This is a genomic window from Photorhabdus antumapuensis (assembly GCF_020387775.1).
In the GTDB taxonomy this organism is placed as follows: Bacteria; Pseudomonadota; Gammaproteobacteria; order Enterobacterales; family Enterobacteriaceae; genus Photorhabdus; species Photorhabdus antumapuensis.
In genome coordinates this window covers 2628-2945 of the sequence record NZ_JAHZMK010000003.1, presented here as the reverse complement: position 1 = coordinate 2945, position 318 = coordinate 2628, and the positions used below count along the sequence as shown (strand labels likewise).

Below are 318 nucleotides of genomic sequence, written 5' to 3'. Positions count from 1 at the left end.
TGCTGGTTTGTTTACTGTGCTCCACTAAGTCGGATGAGGCGGTACCGGTCGTCAGCGTCAGATTATTCCCGGCCTGCGCCGTCAGGTGTTGACCGGCATTGACGTGAGCGGCGGCAGCCTTGAGGTCATGGCCGGCTTGCAGGGTCACCTCACCGGCGCCGGTTATCTGGCTGCCGATATCTTGTTGTTGGGTCAGATGGCGATAGTTATCTTTCCCCCAATTCCCCTGCTCTGTGCGGTGTGTGCTTAAGGTGTCCAGCGTCAGGTTATGGCCTGCGGTTATCTCGGTGCGACCATCTTTACCGGCGTTTTTGACCT

The 318-nt window shown here is 57.5% G+C and carries 1 protein-coding gene; it reads right to left on the bottom strand.

All coding sequences use genetic code 11. The annotated features are described in order from the left end of the window. On the bottom strand, positions 1-318 hold a 318-nt coding region (locus KZ793_RS00255; protein ID WP_225812461.1), incomplete at both ends, for a hemagglutinin repeat-containing protein.